Genomic DNA, 14,991 nt, shown 5'->3' with positions numbered 1-14,991 from the left:
AAAGGGTTTTGTTGTTTTTAAATCTGATTTCGTTCTAGGGTTCATTCTCAATAGTAACCCAAAAATGGGGATAAATCGAGATATCTAGAGCTGGAATTGAGATAGGATTGAGATAATTTAATCGGGGCTATTAAGCATATGGCAAGGGTTTCGGACGCTACGAAGAAACCACATGAGATAAACCCAGGTTCTCGATCTTTATCTCAATCTGTATCTCAATCTCAACAAAAGAAGAAAGCAGCTAAGGGGACAGTTGTAGTTCAGATATTCAAGGAACGTCTGCGTTTAGTGTGGAGCTACGCCGGAAAGCGTTACTTTCTCTACTTGGGGCTACCTGATAGTAAAACGAACCGAATCGTAGCTGACCAAAAAGCTAGACAGATAGAAGGGGACATGGCTACGGGTAATTTTGACCCAACCCTGAAAAAGTACAAATTTGAGGCCGTACTGAAGCAAAGCCAGATATCAGCAGTTGCTCTGTTTGAGCAGTTTACAGAGAGTAAAGCGAAGTATTTAGCAGCTCCAACTCTAGCCAAATATGCCGCGATTATTGCATATTTTAAGCAGTGCTTTGGAGACAATCCTGCAAGTGCGATCGCAGAGGTTGATGCAGAAACCTTCACTGACTGGCTGTTAACTCAGATCGAACCAATTACAGCAAAAGATAGATTAGCTCTAATTAAGGCTTGCTGGCGATGGGGAATCGAGCAAGATCTAGTTGAATCTAATCCTTGGAAAGAAATGTCCAAGCGCATCAAGCCCGCACCAAAGCAACCGCCTAAGCCTTTCAGCCGTGAAGAGATGGGGGCGATCGTTCATGCTTTCAGAAGCGATCGCTACTACCATCACTATGCTGACTACGTAGAGTTTTTATTTGGAACAGGTTGCCGCACAGGTGAAGCAATTGGATTGAAATGGAAACACGTTAGTCATGATTGCTCAACTGTATGGATTGGTGAAAGCTTGAGTCGCAAGGTGAGAAAGTCCACCAAAACCAATCGCGCCAGAACGATCGCCCTAACACCCAAGCTACAAGCAATATTACTAGCTAAACGATCTGCTGAATTTGACCCAGAGGGATTGGTTTTTACTGCCCCCAAAGGAGGAGCGATTGATGATAACAATTTCAGGAATCGTGCTTGGAAAACAGTACTTACTCGTTTAGAAATTGACTATCGCAAACCTTACACTACACGTCACACTCTCGTTAGCCATGCTTTAGATCTAGGAATGAACCCAGTTATGGTTGCTCAACTGACAGGACATGACGTGCAGGTGCTGTTCAAGAACTACGCTGGCAACGTCAACTCTAGACCTCGGCTACCAGAACTTTGAGTGCCACAAACGTTGTGTGACTTAACCTAAATTTTATTAATTAAGCCCGACCTCAGTTTTACTATCTAACTGAGGTTTTGATATTTTTTACTGCCAATTTGCGTTTAATTAAATAATATATAACTTCAGAAAGAAATTGGTTCTCTAGATGAAGTAACTCTAGGGAAAATAAATATTAGTGGATATAATTGGCTCAGGAATAAAATAAATGATTCAACGTTGCTTGTACTGAAGTAAACAGTAAGTTACAAAGCTGTTAAATAATTCTGTACTCAGAAGAAAGTTATCGATTTTTGGCATTCAGAATACTCGCTTCATAGAGGTTGGCTATAAATGGTAATGAACCACTCGACTGCTCAAAATTCTCCCATTTCTGAAATTTGGATTAACAAACATATTGCGGCAAAGATTCTTGGTTTATCAATTCATACTCTAAAAAAACTTCGCAGTGAAAAAGCACGTCCAGAGGATCGTTTGCTTGAGGGAATTCACTTTGTACGTTATGGAAAATACTGTGTAAGATACAATGCCGAGCTATTGAGAGACTACGCAGCAACACGCTCCGATCCAAAAACTCATAGGCGAGCTATTGAGATATATCTTGCCTCCCTGCCCAGCAACCAACCCAAGCGAGTAGGTAGAGCGCGTAATATTTCTTAAGTAGTGTCAAACTTGCAAGTGCAGAATGTTCTTTCCTCTTTCGAGAAAAGAAGCAGACTAGCGGATGCGGATGAGGTACTCGATTGTTGGCTGTTGAGGATAAAGTAAAAGTAATAGCTAATACTCTCATGCTACAATCTGGCTCTTGTTTCCCAGTCGCCTTTGTGTTCTCGACCGGTAGACTTACCGCTCCATAGCTTATGACAGCAATTACTTTAAACTTAGAACCAGTAATCCATTTAACTGACGAGCAGTTTTATCAACTGTGTCAAGCAAATCGCGATGTCAGATTTGAGCGCACGGCAGAAGGTGAACTAATTGTTATGCCACCAACAGGAGGAGAAACAGGCGATCGTAACTCGGAGATGAATTTTCAACTGCGAGCTTGGAACAAGCAAACTCGCTTAGGAAAAGTATTTGATTCCTCTACGGGATTCAAACTGCCCAATGGCGTAGATCGTTCTCCCGATGCTGCTTGGGTCAGATTAGAGCGATGGGAAGCTCTCACGCCAGAACAACGCCAGAAATTTCCGCCTCTAGCACCCGATTTCGCGATCGAGCTGCGTTCTGCTACTGACGAACTCAAGCCATTACAGGCAAAAATGCAGGAGTACCGCGATAATGGAGTTCGTTTAGGTTGGCTGCTCGATCCCCAAAGACAAATTGTAGAAATTTATCGCATTGGGATAGATGTAGAGGTAATACAGTCGCCTACGACTTTATCAGGGGAAGATGTACTGCCTGGTTTTGTTATGGACTTGAGCGAGATTGTCTAATCGCCAAGTCTTAATGCAGAAAATTGAGCGGGGCGATCGCTACAGTACACCAAGTTAGTATGCTACAGCTGCTCCCGCACTCTTACGACGATCGTTAGCGCCGTAAAGCATCCCAGTTTGAGGATCGATCGCGATCGATTCGGCAGCACCCCAACTACCGAAAGGAACTATCCTGTATCCCATATCCCATAATTGCCCAAAAACACTGGAATTCAGGGTATAGGGTTCGGTCAAGACAAAATTGGGCAATCCCTGATAGTGAACGCGAGGAGTATTGACAGCTTTATCGATCTTCATGCCGTAATCAATAACATTGGTGAGGACTTGGAGAACAGTAGTAGGAATGGTGGAACCACCAGGACTACCCGTCACCATGAAAGCTTTACCGTTCTTCGTCACAATCGTAGGAGACATGGAACTGAGCGGGCGCTTACCAGGTGCGATCGCATTGGCTTTTCCCTGTACCAAGCCAAACTGATTTGGGACACCAGGTTTTGCCGCAAAATCATCCATCTCGTTGTTGAGGAAAAACCCCGTTCTTGGAGCAATGACTCCAGCACCAAAGTAAGAATTAATCGTGTAGGTCACAGATACGGCATTTCCATGACGATCCACAACTGAGTAATGAGTTGTATTCGTTCCTTCTCGACTGGATGTGATGCGAGAGTAAACTTGCTGTGGAGGTGTGGCACGAGTTGTCGAAATCTGATGACGAATTCTAGCCGCATACTCTTTCGATAGCAGTCGTTCTGTGGGATTGTTGACAAAAGCCGGATCGCCTAAGTAGGTATTGCGATCGCCGTAAGCATAGAGCATTGACTCAAACATCAGATGTAGACTGCTTGCTGAGTGCCAGCCTAACTGTTTGAGCTGATAACCTTCGAGAATATTCAGCATTTGGCATAAAGTCACGCCACCACCAGGGGGAGGCGCAGAAATCACCTCATATCCCCGATAGCTGCACGAAAGGGGTTGCGTTTGAGCGACTTTGTAGTTAGTAAAATCTTGAAGCGTCAGAATTCCACCATTTTTGTTGCTAGCTTTGACAATTTCAGATGCGATCGCACCCCGATAAAAACCATCCGCTCCCCGATCGGCAATCAGTTTGAGAGTTTGAGCTAAATCTTTTTGCACCAAGCGATCGCCGATTTGATAGGGGGTCTTACCGTCCTTCAAGAAGATAGCAGCAATGTTTGGTCGTGTCTGAAACTGCTTGAGATTCGAGTTGAGGATTTTGACATCTCCTGGCTGCAAAACAAAGCCTTTCTCGGCTAAGGCGATCGCGCCAGCCATTACCGTAGAGCGACTCATCGTGCCATATTGTGACAATGCCTGCTCTAACCCTTTCACCGTCCCTGGTACGGCAACAGCTAAGTAACCCTCTTTGCTCAACTTAGAAACCACTTGACCTTGCCGATCCTGGTACATATTCTGGCGTGCTGCCAACGGTGCTTGTTCGCGGAAGTTAAGAAAAGTATTTTTGCCATTAGCAAAGCGAATTAGCATGAATCCCCCACCGCCAATGTTGCCACAGCAAGGATCGGTAACAGCCAGCGCGTAACCGACAGCTACAGCTGCATCAACAGCATTGCCACCTTGCTTGAGGATTGACAATCCTACTCTAGATGCTTCGCGTTGTGTCGTGACGACAACACCGTTTTTCCCCGATACTGGGTTGGGCGAGTTAGAAATAGTGACTCCACCACAACTCGGTGCTGTTATCTTCTGGCACTCTAACCAACTGATGAAGCGATAAGCATAAGTCAGAGGATGGTAGACATTCCCCGATACAGCTATATCTAACCCTAGAATGGTGACGATTAACCCACAACTAGCTGCTGTAACCCGCAGGCATTTTTTTCTCCGTTTTTTCGGCAACATTATATCTTTTGACAGATTATCGAGCAAAATTCTACCGAAAAAGAAACTGTGGTTACATCTGTCTTACAATTGATCGCAGTCAGATTAGCTAAGCACACATTCATGACTAAAAACTTGTTGGGAAATTGTCGCGCTCGCGAATAGAAATGATTCAGAAATATTGGATGAGCAGATTGGGATCGCTCGCAGCAAGTGTAACGCTCTGCCTTGTTGCTTCACTGCCAATCTCCGCTCAAATTGTTCCAGATACTACGCTACCAAATAATTCTCAAGTTGAGGCTATTGACAAAGAGCGGGTAATTACTGGAGGCACTCAAGCAGGTGGCAACTTATTTCATAGTTTCGAGCGATTTTCTCTCCCTACTGGCAATACTGCCTACTTCAATTCTGCTCAAAATCTTCAGAACATTTTTAGCAGAGTCACGGGTGGCTCAATTTCTAATATTGATGGCATCATCCGCGCCAACGGTACTGCTAATCTATTTTTGCTCAATCCTAACGGAATGATTTTTGGTGCCAATGCACGATTAAATATTGGTGGCTCTTTTGTTGGCAGTACGGCGAGTAGCTTAAAGTTTGCGGATGGAACCCAATTTAGTGCTAAAGCAGCTCAAAATAAACCCCTATTAACTATCAGCGTACCAATTGGATTAAATTTTCAAGGTAATCCAAGTTCAATTCGCGTCCAGAATGTCGGTCACAATCTTGGCGGAATTGGTAACGTACCAGTGAGTAGGAACAATAGCTCGAATGCTAGTTTGAGTGTCAAACCAGGTAGAACACTGGCATTGGTAGGAGGAGAGATTGACTTAGAAGGGGGTCTGCTAACGACGGCAGGGGGCCGAATTGAATTAGGCAGTGTCGAAAATGGAACTGCCGCTCTCGACCTCACTAACTCGCGATTGAGCGTGCAGTATCAAAATACTTCAAAATTCCGAGATCTTCGGCTCTCAAAACGCTCTTTATTAGATGTTAGCGGTAACCCAAGTGGCGCGATTCATCTACAAGGTCAGCGGATAACACTGAGCAATGGTTCTGTAATCTTGTCACAGAATCAAGGCAGACAACCATCTGGAAATATTAGTGTCAATGCAACTGATTCGGTGGAAATCAGCGGTACAGATCCAGAAGCCAGAATTCTCGGCAGTTTGTGGAATGAAACTTGAGGATTGGGAGATGGAGGAGAGATAGCAGTAACAACACCCAAATTGGTTCTGCAAGCTGGAGGCACGATTACGACTCGAACTTATGGCAATGCAAAAGCAGGCGACATCATCTTAAACGCGACTGAATCTCTACAAGTCATTGGAGGCTCGCCCATTACTCCCAGAGCAGTCAGCAACATTTCTTCTTTTACTTTCAGTGCGGGTCAATCTGGCGATTTGAAAGTGTCAACCAAAGATTTAATTGCTGCTGGAGGAGGTGTTTTGTCATCGACAACTGCTGGTAGTGGAAAAGGAGGAGACATCACAATCGATGCTACCGACTCAGTTCAAATGAATGGAGTCAAACCAAATTTATTCTTACCTAGTGCGATCGCTGCCTCAACTGTTGGCACTGGTGAAGCTGGCAAGCTGACGATTAATACATCGAGATTAGTCATCAGCAATGGAGGTAGGATTGATTCTTCTACCATTGCTGCTGGTGCGGCTGGTAGCGTCAACATTAATGCTCGAGATTCTGTAGAGGTGAGTGGCGTAGTACCAGGGTCTCGCAATCCTAGTTTAGTGATTTCGTCTGCTAACACCTTGGATGAAACTTTAGTTCAAGCCTTTGGAACACCGCCGCAGTTAACTGGAGCATCTGGAGATGTCACAATTAATACCCAAAACTTGAGCGTGACAGATGGAGGTCTACTCAACGTTCGTAATGACGGATTGGGCAATGCCGGACAAATTCACGTAAATGCTCGTTCCATTAACTTGAACAATAACGGAGGTATTACAGCTGCCACTGCTGCTGGTGAAGGAGGTAACATCTCTTTGCAATCTGAAAACTTACAGCTAGGCAATAGTGCGATTACTGCTAGTGCGGGAGGAAATCGTAATGGTGGCAACATCAAAATCGACACCAGTATCCTTACCACTGCGGGTAGTAGTATTGTAGCCAATGCCATCCGAGGTAATAGTGGCAGAGTTAGCATTAATACTCAAGGCTTCTTTCGCTCGCCCGATACGGCGATCGCTGCTAGTTCGCAGCTAGGAATTAATGGCACTGTCCAAATTAATACTTTGCTGGTCAATCCTAGCCGCGATCTAACTCAGCCAGAAGTCGTCCGCTCCACTCCTGAAATCGCCTCAGTTTGTCAAGGAAGGTCGAATGCAGCAGCAAGCGAATATGTCATCACTGGTACTGGTGGTATTCCATCTAGCCCCGATGACTTGCTCTCCAGCAATAGGGGCTGGCACGACAATTTTGTTGTCCCTATTGCTGGCGAGGATTTAGGAGAACCGAACTCATCAAGATCTGGAGAACCAACACAGCTAGTCGAGGCACAAGGTTGGAGACAGAATTCTGATGGGACAATTATTTTAACAGCAGAGCCTAACACTGCCATCTCAGATAGTTCTGTTTCTACTCTCTCGTGTCGGCTGCAACCCGTGACTAGAGAGTCTTTATCTTCAGAAAATACAGCACGACAGCATGAGTAAGTCTCGGTACTGGTTGAAATACTTTTTGTTGGGAATCGGTCTGTCCTTGTTGATTCTTCTGGGTCAGCCAGGAGCTAGCAGAGCAAGATTACCTGTGTTCTTGGCTGAGGCAACTCAAAAAAACATACAACAGCATCACAAAGCGCGATCGCTAACCCAAGCAGGTCACAAGCAATTGGATCGGGTCAGGCAAGTCATGCCTTACAAACTTGGCAGTCAGCTACAAAAATCTATCAGCAATTAGGCGATCGCGTTGGCGTGAAAGGCAGCTTAGTGAATCAAAGTCTGGCTTTACAAGCAGAAGGCTTATATCCTCGCGCCTGCAAAACTCTACTGCAAGTCATCGAACTAGAAGAATGGATTTGCGAGTCAGTGGAGCCAGACAATTCTACTCCCAAAAAATTCGCAGAATCTTTAGATAAAGTACTCCAAGGGCGATCGGATACAACCGTTTTAGTAGCTGGGTTACATAGTTTAGGTGATGTGCTGAGGCTACTAGGTAAACCCGATGAGTCTGAAATTGCTTTACAAAAAGCACTCTCGATCGCCAAACACCAAAACGTCGAACGGGATTTCAACGAGATTCTGCTGAGTTTAGCTAACACTCAAACAACTTTCTATAAGCGATCGCTCGATAGATATCAGTTAACAGAAGAACCCTTGGCAAAAGATAAGTTACAAAAGCAAGTACAAGACAATATTAACCAAGCACTCGCACTGTATCGGCAGATTGCCAACTCCGAGCGAGCAAGTACAGCAATACAAGCACGACTCAACCAACTGAGTTTACTACTAGAGTTTAGGGGAACTGTATCTAAAGCTAATTCAGCTTTTAAACCGTTGTTAGGTAACAACAAGTCTCAAATTCAACAAGTAATTCAACCGCTGTTAACAGCTCAATTTGCTCAATTGTCAGCCATACCATCTATCTACGCTCAACTCAATTTTGCCCAGAGCTTAATAAAGATCGGTCAAGAGCGAGAGTTAAGACAATTTCTTTTCCCAGCAGAGAAACAACCTTTATTTACAGCACTATCTTTAGCTCAACAGTCTTTAAAAGCTGCTGAAAAATTACCCGACATTCGAGTGCAATCTTATGCTTTAGGAACCATAGGTAAAATCTACTTCCAACTAGAAAGAACCGAACGAGCCAAACCATTTCTAGAAACAGCTTTAGGAAAAGCTCAATCGATTCGAGCTTGGGATATTGCTTATCAGTGGCAGCAAGAGTTGGCTCGCTTATATCAAGCTACAGGAGAATTGGACAAGGCGAGAGAGGCATATGCAGCTGCAATTAACAACCTCGATCTCCTGAGAGATAATCTTCTCTCAATTAATTCAGAGCTACAATTTTCATTTAAGGAGAAGGTTGAGCCTGTTTACCGACAATACATGAAGTTGTTGTTAGCATCTCCTCACCCCGATCTCGAACGCACAATTCAAATTAACGAAAGGCTTCAGGTAGCAGAATTAGAAAATTTTCTTGGGTGCGGCAAACTCGATCTCGTTTCTTTAGATAAAATTCAAGCTGCTAAAAATCCACCAGCGATCGTTCATGTTATTCAACTAGGAGAGGATGTCGAAGTCATAGTTCGTTCGCCCGATCGCTCTCTACATCGCTACACTCAGAATGCATCATCAGTCAGAAGTTACGTTGATAATTTGCTACTTAATTTGCAAGAGCCAAGATTTGTCTATACGGATGAAAGAGAAATTCTGACATATACTCAAAAACTTTATAACTTGCTACTTGCACCGATAAAATCTTATTTACCGCAGTCGGGAACGTTAGTATTTGTCCTAGACAGCCCTTTCCAGAATCTACCGATGTCGCTATTGCATGACGGACAAAACTATTTAGTAAAACAGTACGGTATTTCAGTCGCATTAGGTTCGCAGTTGCGGCAACCTCAAGCTCTACAAAAGAAGCAATTGAAGGCTTTGATTGCAGGTTTGTCCGAAAAAAGCCCCAGTTTTGCCGCTCCTAACGCTCCGCCGAATTTGACTCCTCTACCTGAAGTGGCAGAAGAAGTTGCAGATGTCAAAGCAAATACTGTTGCGGCAGTGGAATTGCTCAACGAACAGTTTACAAGCGATCGCTTCCGCCAGCAGATAGATAGAGCTGATTTTCCAGTCATTCATATCACCACCCACGGACAATTCAGCTCCGATCCCCAGCAGACAGTAATTTTAGCCTGGGATCGAGCGATCGATGTCAGGGAATTGAATAGGCTATTGCGAAATCGAGCGCAAAACGAGTCAAGTAGTCTGGAACTGTTGGTTTTAAGTGCCTGTCAAACTGCAAAAGGAGACAAGCGTTCGGCGTTGGGAATTGCCGGAGTAGCGGCTCAAGCTGGGGCGCGGAGTACGATCGCCACTTTGTGGTTAGTGGATGCGACTTCTAACGCTCAATTGATAGGCGAGTTCTACAGTGGGTTAAAAAATGGTCTTGACAAGGCAGAAGCATTACGGCAAGCGCAATTAACATTACTGTCAAATCCCAAGTCTCAACACCCGTACTACTGGTCATCTTTTATCCTGGTTGGAAGCTGGCTATAGCATTTGCCCGCCTCAAGCCGATTCGTGCCTTAGCCAATTCGGTTGAATTATTCACTGCTGCTGCTAATTGTGCTGCTGTTGCGTACTCGCGCCTAGCCTCCTGGGGTAATCCTGCCTCTAAATAGCGATCGCCCAACACCCTATACAAAGTTGGATTCCGACTACCTGCCTTGGCTCTACCGTTGAGAGTGTTAATTGTCTCGCTCAGTAAATTTTGTGACATATAAATAGCGTCAAGGTCGAGAAAAGCGGCTTCATCTTTAGGCAAGTTTAAATTGTGAATCTGCTTAATTCTCGCTGCAATTTTTTTAGCATTATTTTCCGCCACTAAGTTAACTACCGAAGTACTGGCACTAACAGCAGAGTTGTTACGGTTAGCAATTACAGTAATTTTGTAGGCATTGCCAAATTGCAAAGCTGGCTGATGTTTGGGGTAAGTTAACACCCGATCTTTCACTACAACTTGCCAGTCCACGCCTTGACCGCTCACTTGCACGGTATAGCTAGTAGCATGAGTGACAGCATACCAGGAGATGGTTGGACGGCGATTTAATAGTGTGCTGCTGTAGGGGCTAATTATCGCTGGAGTGTTGTTACCTTCGCCTGGACCTTTGAATTTGGGACAAGCACTGCGATTTTCTGGAGTACATGGTTTAAACCTTGTTGCTCTGGGCATACACCCGTTGAGTTGGTCAGTAGCATTACCACCTTTTAACTGTAAAATTTGTTGGTTTAAGTAGCACAAAACTTCAACCGTTCTTCCACTCTTTGGTTGTAAGCGATCGCCTGGACAGATTAGGCTACCAGCTTTTAAGCCGCGATCGCTATTGTTCAGCACGCGCCCAATAGGAGTACACTTTAACTGACTCGCATTGGGTCTGGGAGATGAAGCTTGAGCAACAGCAATACTTCCATCCAGGAACGCGAGTAAAAGTGCAATCGATAAACTACGTCCGATCAACTTTTTTGACATCTACTAGATCGAGAATACCAATAATTACAGCTGTTATTACAGTAGTTGCAGGATGATTGATACTTTTGCATATGTCGATGGTAGGATTCTTATCGCTGCCAAAGTCTCTGTAATACTCGTTGTCGCCATTCTTGCACCTCTGGCAAATCCGAACTCGCTAGCAGGCAAACCTCCCAGGACAGCTTGGCACTTTCTCCTAAAGCTTCCTGCGTCTGCGCTAGAAGGCAATAGGTGTCAACCCTTTGCGGGTCTAGTTGCAATGACTTTTGTAAGTGATTCTTCGCTTCCAGATAGCGTTTTTGTCCGAGTTCTGCCCAGCCTAAATTCTTGTATAAAGCAGCTTGAGAGTCAGGAACCTGAGTTTTACTTAAACCTTCTTGCGCTAATTTTATGGCTGCATTATATTCTCCATTTATATTCCTAAGACGTGACAAGTTATTGATTGCACCGACAGCGCGATCGCGATCGATCTGTATTGCCAGCTTGTACTGCTGTTCGGCGAGATCGTATTTTCCGCGATCGTCGTAAAAGCTGCCCAATCCATAATGCCCTTCCCAGTTATTAGGTTTTAATTGAAATGCTTTTTGATAGCGATCGGCAACACATTTGTAGTCATTCAGTTGTTGACAGGTCAATGCCAAATTATTGTAAGCATCTACATCAAGCGGGTTATATTTTATTGCTTGCTCATAATTTTTCTTAGCAATTGCAGGATTATTTTGATGACGAGAGGCTTGCTCGAAGTAAAAGCTAGAAACCGAAGCAGCAGCGTTTGGCTGAAGCCAAATTGCCAAGTCAAAATTTCGTCGAGCATCTGATAAGCGATTTTCTCGTTGAGCTTTTTCCCCTTGTTCTAAAAGAGAATTGACGATTGCAGGTAAAGATAGGTGATAGATTGCATAAGTTAAAAACAGACTTAAAGCGATCGCACCGATTCTAAATGGCTTTGACTTAACCAGACGATTTAGCTTCGACTTGAAAGGTAATCGCTCCAGTTGTTGCAAAATAATTTGAGTATTTTGCGGTCGCTTGCCAGGTAAGTGCGCCATCAGCTCATCGATAAAATCAGCAAAAGGCTCGTCAATTTGCGCTGCTAGTTTTCTCCACATCAACTGCCCTGTTTCGGGATCGCTAGGGATATTGAGTAAAGGAATACCTGTGAGCAAATAGACAAAAGTGCGTCCTAATGCATAAAAATCTGATTGCGGTACGGCTTTCCCGTTCAATTGCTCTATCGGCGTATAGCAAGCCGTTCCGATCGCAGTGACATTATAGAATCCACCTACCTCAGTTGTGCTACTCAAACCTCTACTCACTTTTGCCATGTAAGTGTTAGTCGTCTCGCGGACAGCACCAAAATCAATTAATGCTAATTGTCCATCGGGCTTTAAGATGATGTTTGTTGGTTTGATATCTCGATGAAAAAATCCATAAGAATGTAGATTGCCGAGAATTTCTACGATTTGTCCCAGCCAATCTAGAGCCAAAACTTGAGAAATTTTACCGCGAAGCTCTATCCAATCATTCAAGTTTTGACCAGGAATTTTCTCCATCACCAAACAATGTAACTGTGGGGCATCTCCACTCGGTTGAAATGCAAAATACCCATCTACGTCAACTCTAGGAATACCTGGAGAATCTACTAGCGATAACACATTAGCTTCTCGTTCCATCAACTGAATTAACTTAGAGTTTGTGGAGCTGAGGATTTTCATAACTTTATGCGTTCCTGGTGGGTCTACCCACGTTCCCCGCTCGTCTACGACTTCAAATACTTCTGTAGAGCTATCTGTATCTAGCGGGCGCAAAGGCATGAGTAAACGAAACTGTCCGTTAACGAGTAATGGAGTGCCGCAATACTGGCACTGTTCTAAATCGTCCGAATTGATGCGATTTCTGCAATAAGGATTGATACAATAACTCACACCGCAAAGCGCTCAGGAGGCTTAGATAAACTGAATAATTCAGGAGCTGTACCTAGCAATCCCGTTTGTTCCTGTTGAATCACATATTTTTTTATTATCGGTGGGAGCTTGAGGAACAATTCTTTTGTGACTTTATCCGCGCTCACTACAATCAAAGAGCGATCGCCCAGAGTTTCTATAGCTTCAACTAATCCTGAGCAAGATAAAGTATTTTTTGTACGAGTTTGTAACTCTTCAAACATCTGAGTGAAACTAATTGTTCCAGAAGCATCGATTGTCTTTTCTGCTAAATAAAGCAAAATTTGCTTCTCTAAATGAGTTAATCGACCTGGTTGATACTGTTGGGCTAAGATTTCTCTAAATATTTCCGAAATTAGATCGGTTTTGTAGTGAAGGAATTTGGTTACACTGCCACTAAAGAACTTTTCAATACGACTGGCAACTAATTCGATTGCTGCGGGATTGCCTAAGTAGGGTTCGAGCAATTCTGACCATTTATGCTCGTCAGTTAATCCTCTAGCTTGCAAAATCTCCTTAGCTGCTTTCACATCCAAACCTTCCAGTTTGAACAAATCACTCGGTCGTCCTGAACGTTGTAATTTCATTAAGTCTTTGAAAGGCTCTCTACTGGTCAAAATAATGCAGCTAGAATGCTTTGCTTCTATAATTCGACGGAAGAAAACGCTATATTCCGAGTATTGTTCTGCGTAGGGATTGAAGCTACTATTTCTGTCTTTTCGCAACCAGCCTTCGGCGCTATCTAGTACTAATAGACAACGACGCATAGAGATCGCTTTTATGAGGAGAGTAGCTAGCTCTTGCGTGCTTTGAGGCAGCTGTTGCTCTGAGATTGCTGGTAGAGCTAGATCGTTAAGCAGATCGGCGAGTAAGCCTTTCAGTGTTGGACTATAGTGAACCGATTTCCAAATTAAGCAATCGAACTGGGGCTGACGCTTTGTACTTATTTCTTCGATTAATTTTGCTGTCAAAGCACTTTTACCAATCCCTGGCGCTCCATAGATGACTAGGCAGCGGCAATCGGCGATCGCGTCCCTAAGTCGATTCAGTTCTACCTCGCGTCCAAAAAAAGTTTGCACTTGAGGAGGCTGTCCCCCAATCACAGGTATAGCGGAGGTATTAACAGGATTGAGCTGACTAGGAGCTGGTGACAAAAGAGAGCCTGCTACCATTCTTCGTTCCAAAATACTCCGCAACCGTTTCTTGGTAACTTTTTCGCCATCTCCCAAAACTCCCGTGAGCAAAATCCATAGTTTCCGCCCGACATCGCGCTGCAAGCGATCAATGCTGTAAGAAAAAGTGGCGGCGATTTCCTTATACTCTTTGTCCTCCCAAGCAGCTTCTATTACTAGCTTTTCATCCTGATTCAAGCGTCTACCTGCTTTGGCAAACACCATATCGTCTATTGCTTGAATAGCTTCTTGGTAGTTCATTACTTAAGCCCTACGTTCTTACAGTTTAAGTTCTGAAAGCGGAATTTCGAGAACTTAAGTATACACGCTCAACTTAAACATCCACTCAAAATACACTTTTATGAGGCTGTACAACTAGTATCTGTTCCCCTAAAAAGCCTTATCCATACGCAACAGCTAATACCCACATTACTTATACAGTTTAGTTTCAAGCTTATCTTGAAGAGAAGCGCCGACATTTTACTTTACTTAACGATTAAAAGCGATCGATACATCTGTACCCGTGATAAAGTGACAAGTTAAGTGTACACCTCAAGCAAAAACTAGCAGGAAACTCCTTCAGCCCTCTTTTCGCCGCTGCACTTAGATGCCGATCGCTCATTTTTCCTTATGCCGTCGCTGCTTGGGCTGGGGGGGATTTTCTCTGTCTCCTACGTACCATTCGATGAATCCCAATATTGCCTCTTTCATATTCGTCCCATCCAGTGTTGTCTCGGCTTTAAACCGCAGCCTGAGCGACTGGGGCATTTCAAACCGATATTCTACTTCTCTTTGTTCGTCTGATTCTGGCACGACTTTTCCGCAAAGCTAACCTCATTATTATCCCCTGATTCAACTTAGCCATTCGATTGAGTTTCATGATATACATGAGGTTATTGAACCTCATAGACATGAGGTGGCTCCCGTGAATAACTCGATAGAATCGGCTCTGACTGCCCGATTTGATGAATGTTTGTCTTCTAACCAATAACAGCTACTGGAGAGAGTGATTATGGTGGCAGCACTACAGTCAAATGTAAA

12 protein-coding genes are annotated in these 14,991 nt (G+C 44.0%); 7 read left to right on the top strand and 5 right to left on the bottom strand.

Features of this window, described 5'->3' with window-relative positions; genetic code table 11:
• Window positions 1-138 precede the first annotated feature (138 nt).
• The 3 genes from N4J56_RS23400 to N4J56_RS23390 all read left to right on the top strand — a co-directional run bounded on the left by N4J56_RS23400 (window position 139) and on the right by N4J56_RS23390 (window position 2,771).
• On the top strand, window positions 139-1,335 hold the full coding sequence (locus tag N4J56_RS23400; protein WP_317108627.1) for a tyrosine-type recombinase/integrase: 1,197 nt from the start codon (window positions 139-141) through the stop codon (window positions 1,333-1,335).
• Window positions 1,336-1,668: 333 nt separating this feature from the next.
• The gene (locus tag N4J56_RS23395; RefSeq protein ID WP_317108626.1) at window positions 1,669-1,995 is read left to right on the top strand and encodes a hypothetical protein; all 327 of its coding nucleotides are present in this window, start codon (window positions 1,669-1,671) and stop codon (window positions 1,993-1,995) included.
• A 200-nt stretch (window positions 1,996-2,195) separates the two neighbouring features.
• Window positions 2,196-2,771 (top strand): Uma2 family endonuclease, encoded by a 576-nt coding sequence (locus tag N4J56_RS23390; protein ID WP_317108625.1) that lies wholly within the window; start codon window positions 2,196-2,198, stop codon window positions 2,769-2,771.
• 54 nt (window positions 2,772-2,825) lie between these two features.
• Here the strand turns inward: N4J56_RS23390 and ggt are convergent, their stop codons facing one another.
• On the bottom strand, window positions 2,826-4,652 hold the full coding sequence (ggt, locus tag N4J56_RS23385; RefSeq protein ID WP_317108624.1) for a gamma-glutamyltransferase: 1,827 nt from the start codon (window positions 4,650-4,652) through the stop codon (window positions 2,826-2,828).
• 146 nt (window positions 4,653-4,798) lie between these two features.
• On the opposite strand from ggt, the gene N4J56_RS23380 reads away from it, so the two are divergent.
• Genes N4J56_RS23380 through N4J56_RS23365 form a run of 4 tightly spaced genes read left to right on the top strand, consistent with a single transcriptional unit; the run spans window position 4,799 to window position 9,862 of the window.
• The gene (locus N4J56_RS23380) at window positions 4,799-5,818 is read left to right on the top strand and encodes a filamentous hemagglutinin N-terminal domain-containing protein (RefSeq protein ID WP_317108623.1); all 1,020 of its coding nucleotides are present in this window, start codon (window positions 4,799-4,801) and stop codon (window positions 5,816-5,818) included.
• 42 nt (window positions 5,819-5,860) lie between these two features.
• Window positions 5,861-7,303 (top strand): hypothetical protein, encoded by a 1,443-nt coding sequence (locus N4J56_RS23375; protein ID WP_317108622.1) that lies wholly within the window; start codon window positions 5,861-5,863, stop codon window positions 7,301-7,303.
• Window positions 7,296-7,547, top strand: coding sequence for a hypothetical protein (locus N4J56_RS23370; protein WP_317108621.1), 252 nt, complete (start codon window positions 7,296-7,298; stop codon window positions 7,545-7,547). The genes N4J56_RS23375 and N4J56_RS23370 overlap by 8 nt, the downstream gene beginning before the upstream one ends.
• A 14-nt stretch (window positions 7,548-7,561) precedes the next feature.
• Window positions 7,562-9,862, top strand: coding sequence for a CHAT domain-containing protein (locus N4J56_RS23365; protein ID WP_317108620.1), 2,301 nt, complete (start codon window positions 7,562-7,564; stop codon window positions 9,860-9,862).
• Here the strand turns inward: N4J56_RS23365 and N4J56_RS23360 are convergent.
• The 4 genes from N4J56_RS23360 to N4J56_RS23345 form a co-directional block, all read right to left on the bottom strand.
• Window positions 9,837-10,835 carry a hypothetical protein gene (locus tag N4J56_RS23360; protein WP_317108619.1) on the bottom strand — a complete coding sequence of 333 codons (999 nt, stop codon included), beginning with the start codon at window positions 10,833-10,835 and terminating at the stop codon, window positions 9,837-9,839. The genes N4J56_RS23365 and N4J56_RS23360 overlap by 26 nt on opposite strands.
• Before the next feature lie 89 nt (window positions 10,836-10,924).
• The gene (locus N4J56_RS23355) at window positions 10,925-12,760 is read right to left on the bottom strand and encodes a protein kinase domain-containing protein (protein WP_317108618.1); all 1,836 of its coding nucleotides are present in this window, start codon (window positions 12,758-12,760) and stop codon (window positions 10,925-10,927) included.
• A complete protein-coding gene (locus N4J56_RS23350; RefSeq protein WP_317108617.1) occupies window positions 12,757-14,211 on the bottom strand; it encodes an AAA family ATPase in 1,455 nt (484 codons plus the stop codon). The genes N4J56_RS23355 and N4J56_RS23350 overlap by 4 nt, the downstream gene beginning before the upstream one ends.
• A 357-nt stretch (window positions 14,212-14,568) precedes the next feature.
• The gene (locus tag N4J56_RS23345) at window positions 14,569-14,763 is read right to left on the bottom strand and encodes a hypothetical protein (protein WP_106218573.1); all 195 of its coding nucleotides are present in this window, start codon (window positions 14,761-14,763) and stop codon (window positions 14,569-14,571) included.
• Window positions 14,764-14,991: the final 228 nt, after the last annotated feature.

The organism is Chroococcidiopsis sp. SAG 2025 (genome assembly GCF_032860985.1).
Classification (GTDB): domain Bacteria; phylum Cyanobacteriota; class Cyanobacteriia; order Cyanobacteriales; family Chroococcidiopsidaceae; genus Chroococcidiopsis.
Note: the sequence above shows the minus strand (reverse complement) of the source record. Positions and strands in the feature narration are given on the sequence as shown.

Coding starts and splice junctions, on each gene's coding strand:
- N4J56_RS23350 (WP_317108617.1), bottom strand. CDS start 14,211: ATGAACTACCAAGAAGCTATTCAAGCAATAGACGATATGGTGTTTGCC.
- N4J56_RS23395 (WP_317108626.1), top strand. CDS start 1,669: ATGGTAATGAACCACTCGACTGCTCAAAATTCTCCCATTTCTGAAATT.
- N4J56_RS23370 (WP_317108621.1), top strand. CDS start 7,296: ATGAGTAAGTCTCGGTACTGGTTGAAATACTTTTTGTTGGGAATCGGT.
- N4J56_RS23380 (WP_317108623.1), top strand. CDS start 4,799: ATGATTCAGAAATATTGGATGAGCAGATTGGGATCGCTCGCAGCAAGT.
- ggt (WP_317108624.1), bottom strand. CDS start 4,652: ATGTTGCCGAAAAAACGGAGAAAAAAATGCCTGCGGGTTACAGCAGCT.
- N4J56_RS23400 (WP_317108627.1), top strand. CDS start 139: ATGGCAAGGGTTTCGGACGCTACGAAGAAACCACATGAGATAAACCCA.
- N4J56_RS23390 (WP_317108625.1), top strand. CDS start 2,196: ATGACAGCAATTACTTTAAACTTAGAACCAGTAATCCATTTAACTGAC.
- N4J56_RS23360 (WP_317108619.1), bottom strand. CDS start 10,835: ATGTCAAAAAAGTTGATCGGACGTAGTTTATCGATTGCACTTTTACTC.